This is a genomic window from Siphonobacter sp., from assembly GCF_048595215.1.
Taxonomy (GTDB): Bacteria; Bacteroidota; Bacteroidia; order Cytophagales; family Spirosomataceae; genus Siphonobacter.
Map to the genome: position 1 here is coordinate 1 of NZ_JBMDWJ010000126.1, position 5,115 is coordinate 5,115.

Sequence of the window (5,115 nt, forward strand, 5' to 3'; positions counted from 1 at the left end):
GTTGAAAATGCCTTCAAACATGGAGGTCGTATGGACGGAGGCCTTACTATCGTTCTTGAATTGAAAACCAATGAAACACAATCAGTTTTCAGCATCAAAAACAGTAGTTTTAGAAAAGAAGGAACTAGTAAAGCAGGAATCGGACTCATCAATGTTGAAGAGCAGCTGAAATTGTATTATGATACTAAGTTCGAACTTCGTATCCATTCAGATGAAGATTGGTTTAGCGTAGAAATCATTACTCCTGCCCAACATGATTAAATGTATTATTGTCGATGACGAGCCCCTGGCTATTGAATTATTGGAAAGCCATCTAAAAAAAATAGATTCACTTCAACTAGTTGGTACGGCAAGGAGTGCGATGGAGGCTCATAAACTTCTGCAACAGCAGCCGGTAGATCTTCTATTTCTGGATATTCAGATGCCCCATCTTAGCGGTATCGAACTGATGAGATCGCTGTCTATAAAACCGAAAGTTATATTTACTACTGCCTTTAGAGAGTTTGCGATTGAAGGTTTTGAACTTGAAGCGGTAGATTACATATTGAAGCCTATAACTTTTGAACGATTTTTCAGAGCTGTTGACAGAGTAGTAAGAACTCATACTCCTAAGAATATTGACCATACAATTATGATCAGGTCCGATGGACTAAACCGGAAGATTAAAACAGACGACATCATTTTTATCGAGAGCCAGGGTAATGATTTAAAAATCTATTTGAATGATGCTACTTACCTCACTAAAGCTACCCTTACAGACTTTTCAGAATTGCTTTCAAAAATGGGTTTTGTAAGAATTCACCGATCCTTCCTTTTTAATCCAATCTACGTTACGGGTTATAGTACTTCTGAAATCATATTAGGTCCTTATTCTATTCCAGTAGGGCGAAATTATAGACAGGAATTTGATGCGTTTATGGCCCATTACTCGAAAACAACCCTGTAGGCTAGCAGGCTACTGATTACCACGCACTATTCATAAAAATAGGCAGAGCTAATCCTAACTAGTGGCTCTGTCTTACGTATACACAAATTGACAGTATATCCCTCGGCTCTTTAGTGTTTTTCTGACATTTTAGCCGAATGGCATGTATTTTTCTCTGGATTAGTAGTACTATTCTGAAACGAATGGTGCTACTGTTTATAACCATAGAAAGAAAACCTCCATGGCCTTCATTGATTATTACCAAATCCTGGGCCTGACTAAATCAGCGTCCGATGAAGATATAAAAAAAGCGTATCGGAAGTTGGCCCGCAAATACCACCCGGATGTGAACCCCAACAATGCCGAAGCTACGCTTAAGTTTCAGCAGATTAACGAAGCCAACGAAGTACTCAGCGATCCGGAAAAACGTAAAAAGTACGATCAGTACGGCGAGAACTGGCAACAGGCGGACCAGTACGAAGCCTACGAACAGGCCCGCCGGGCTCAGGGCGGTGGCTCGTACGGGGGCGATGCCGGTAGCTGGTTTAGTGGTGACGGCGGTGATTTCAGCGGCTTTACGGGTGATAATTTCTCGGAATTTTTCCAATCCATGTTCGGTGGCGAACGCAGCGGCGGCCGTCGAACGCAGCAATACCGGGGCCAGGATTACAACGCTGAGTTACAACTGAACCTACGCGATGCTTACGAAACGCACAAACAAACACTGACGGTCAACGGTAAAAATATTCGAATCACGATTCCGGCGGGCGTGGCCAACGAACAGGTCATCAAGCTGAAAGGGTACGGTGCCCCCGGCCAGAATGGCGGTCCGGATGGTGATTTGTACATTACCTTTAAAATTGCCGAGGATCCGATCTTTAAACGTCAGGGAAATGACCTCTACGCCACGCTGGACCTGGACTTATACACGGCGGTGCTGGGCGGTGACGTTACGATTGATACGCTGACGGGAAAAGTAAAAGTGCCCATCAAACCCGAAACGCAGAACGGTACGAAGGTACGGCTACGCGGCAAAGGTTTCCCGGTCTACAAAAAAGACGGAGAATTTGGTGATTTGATCCTGACCTGGGCGATTAAAATCCCCACGAATCTGACGGATCGGCAAAAGGAATTGTTTCAGGAATTAGCTCAATCATAAGATGGAAAGAAGTGAATGGATTGCCATCAGCGATTGCTGTACGCATTATAACATCGAAATTTCGTTCGTCGATTCTCTACAGGATTACGGACTCATCGAGATCACCCGTATTCAGGAATCGAAGTATATTCACGAAGACCGCTTACCGGCTCTGGAACGATTTATCCGACTCCATTACGACCTGAATATCAACTTGGAAGGTATTGACGTGATTACGCAGTTGGTCCAACAAGTGGAGCAATTGCAACACGAAATAGCCTTACTTAGAAGTCAGTTCCCTCGATAGCTGGTCATACGCCATTAGAAAAGGGTTGCTCGTTTGAGCAACCCTTTTCTGTGAACAGGCGAGTCATTGCCTTTCAGGATTTCTACCGTAACGGCTTAGGCTTAAGGTATTTCTTCAATACCCCTACCAGCGGTTTCAATGATTCCGGCAAGGTCTGATCAGTATACGCCGCAGTATAGGTTTGCTGCTGATCTTCCACCCGCACGTGGTACTGGTAGCCATCCCGAATGGCGGACGGATTGGGTTCAGCCTCCGTCCAGTTCGTATTCGTTACGGATTCCTGAATGGCCTGAACTTCGTCGGCTTCCAGCTGATCCGTGTCCAGACTGCATTCCTTCAAAGCCCCCATAAAACCGCCCGATTGTTGCAACTGTACTTTCATAACCGGGTCTTTATATATTCAGTCCAACCGTTTTCCAGGCGTTGCTGACCACCTTCTTTTCCGCTTCGCCGAACTGACTGCCCGCAATTTGTACGGTCAATTTCGCACAGTCTTTGAACTGACCCGAGGACGTCAGTTGCAGCATGGTATCGTACCAGATGCGACCCGCCACGTCCCAGGCATTTCCGCCTAGTTCGGTGGCTACCAAAGCAAAAACCCGGTTTGGAATGCCGGAGTTGATATGTACCCCATTGTTATCGTACGGTCCGGTGTACAGATCGTTCATGTGACCGGGCTGCGGATCGGTACCCAAGTCCGGGTCATCCACGTAGGCTTTACCGGGATTGAGCATATCGCGGATGCCCTGACGCGTGGCGGCGGGCACCAGTACTTCCGAACCGATAGTCCAGTTCGCCGTTTTTGCCTCCTCCTGTTTCTTCCACTGCCGGATCAAAATGCCGAATACATCCGAAAAGTGCTCGTTCAGGGCACCCGGCTGTCCGTAATAGGTCAGGTTACTGGTGAACGACTGCACCCCGTGCGTCAATTCATGGCCGACTACATCGAGCGATTGCGTAAAGCGGTTGAAGATGATGCCGTCGCCATCACCATAAGCCATTAGCTCCCCGTTCCAGAAGGCATTGTTCATCGGTACAAAGCCGCCCCGATAATCCGGTTCGGCTACGTGCACGGCGGAGATCAGCGTCATACCCCGGTCATCGAGGGAATTTCGCTGAAAAATGCTTTCGTAAAAATCGTAGGTATCGCCTGAGTAATCGTAGGCTTCGTTGACGGCTACATCATTTCCGGCCTCCTGCCCTTCCCGCCGTACGATGACGTTTTTCAGTCGATCCGTCTGACGGGCATCGTAAATCACGCGATCCTTACCCTGCTCGGCCGCAAAACTGTAAGTCCGCAAACGGGGGAAAGCCTGCGAAAACTGTCGTTCTGCCCGTAAAGCCGAAGAAATTTTCACCGTAGCCAGGGCTCTGGCCCGTACTTCTGGGTTGGACGATTGCACCAGTTGATCCGTCATATACGGCGGTACAATGCAATGAATGGAGTGACGATGCGAGCAGGTACACATATGAGCGAGGTTCTGGTTTTTTGGTTGAAACACAGGAAATCATTCATCAAAGAGATGTTTCAAGATACCTAAAAAACCGGACCGGACGAAGCGTTGATCCGGAAAAAGCGAGCCACAAAAAAGTCAGCGAGATACTTCCGTTGGATTGTTGAAGTACCCCGCTGACCGGAGAATAATTACGTCTATACAAAGACTATTTTTTACTCATCGGGCAAGCCGCGTTTGCGTAAGCCGGGCCGATACGCGAGGTAAAAGACCTGCGGCAGGACAATTAGCGACAGGATCATACAGATCACCAGTCCACCCACGATCATAATCGCCAGGGGTTTCTGGATTTCGGAGCCCATGCCCGTGGACATGGCCGCGGGCAATAAACCCGCCGAGCCCATCACGGCAATCATGAAGACGGGCCGAATCCGGGAGAAAACTCCTTCCTTGATGGCTTTCTTCAGCGGATATCCTTTCCGCAGTAAATCCTTCATAACCCCGATCAGAATGATCCCATCAATGGTACCGACGCCAAACAGGATGATGAAACCAATCCCGGCCGAAATACCGAAAATCGTATTGGTAATGAACAGCGAGAGGAATCCGCCGACGAATGCAAAGGGAATGGTCACCAGCGAAATCAGTGTGTCTTTCAGGTTACCAAAATTGATGTACAGCAGGAAGAAAATCATCAACAGGGAAATTGGTACGATAACGGCCAGTCGGCTCGTGGCCCGCTGCTGACTTTCAAACTCACCCGCCCAGGACATTCGGTACGAATCCGGTAACTGTACCTGCTCTTTGACCCGTTGCTGGGCATCGGCGATGGTACTGCCCAAATCGCGGCCCCGCACAGAGAAACCAATACCAATGTACCGGCTGCTTCCTTCCCGGTAAATAAAGGCCGGACCGGTATGAAAGGAAATATCCGCGATTTCGTACAAGGGTACTTTCGACGTTCCGCTGGCGGGTACCAGAATGTTGGCGATCTCTTTTTCCGACTGCCGGAAAGGTTCCGCGTACCGAACCCTAATGTCAAACAAACGCTCGTTTTCGTAAAAATGCGAGGCCTCTTTTCCACCAATCGCCATTTCGATGACCGATTGGGCATCGTCCATGCTGACACCGTAGCGACCCATGCGTTTTTCGTCCAGTTTAATCCGGAGTTCGGGCGAACCAATGTTCCGGAATACGTTCAGATCCTGTACGCCGGGCACATCCTTGATGGCATCGGCAATCTGATCGGCGGTTTTTTCGAGCTGGAATAAATCATCGCCGAATACCTTGA

General features: G+C 48.2%; 7 protein-coding genes. 4 read left to right on the plus strand and 3 right to left on the minus strand.

From position 1 onward, the window contains the following. The 4 genes from ACOJTG_RS07535 to ACOJTG_RS07550 all read left to right on the plus strand — a co-directional run. On the plus strand, positions 1-261 hold a 261-nt coding region (locus tag ACOJTG_RS07535), incomplete at its 5' end, for a hypothetical protein (protein ID WP_420153245.1). Further along, positions 254-946, plus strand: a complete 693-nt coding sequence (locus ACOJTG_RS07540; protein ID WP_420153246.1) for a LytR/AlgR family response regulator transcription factor — start codon at positions 254-256, stop codon at positions 944-946. The genes ACOJTG_RS07535 and ACOJTG_RS07540, both read left to right, overlap by 8 nt. 220 nt (positions 947-1,166) lie before the next feature. Beyond that, entirely contained in the window at positions 1,167-2,084 is a 918-nt protein-coding gene (locus tag ACOJTG_RS07545; RefSeq protein ID WP_420153247.1) for a DnaJ C-terminal domain-containing protein, read from the plus strand. Position 2,085: 1 nt separating this feature from the next. After that, positions 2,086-2,370 carry a chaperone modulator CbpM gene (locus ACOJTG_RS07550; protein WP_094809564.1) on the plus strand — a complete coding sequence of 95 codons (285 nt, stop codon included), beginning with the start codon at positions 2,086-2,088 and terminating at the stop codon, positions 2,368-2,370. Between the two features lie 82 nt (positions 2,371-2,452). On the opposite strand, the gene ACOJTG_RS07555 is transcribed toward ACOJTG_RS07550, so the two are convergent. From ACOJTG_RS07555 to ACOJTG_RS07565, 3 genes are all read right to left on the minus strand, one after another. Further along, positions 2,453-2,752: a protealysin inhibitor emfourin gene (locus ACOJTG_RS07555; protein ID WP_420153248.1), complete on the minus strand. Its 300-nt coding sequence runs from the start codon at positions 2,750-2,752 to the stop codon at positions 2,453-2,455. Positions 2,753-2,762: 10 nt separating this feature from the next. Next, positions 2,763-3,839, minus strand: coding sequence for a M4 family metallopeptidase (locus ACOJTG_RS07560; protein ID WP_420153249.1), 1,077 nt, complete (start codon positions 3,837-3,839; stop codon positions 2,763-2,765). A gap of 200 nt (positions 3,840-4,039) precedes the next feature. Next, positions 4,040-5,115, minus strand: a 1,076-nt coding sequence (locus tag ACOJTG_RS07565; protein ID WP_420153250.1) for an efflux RND transporter permease subunit, incomplete at its 5' end; no start/stop codon positions are given.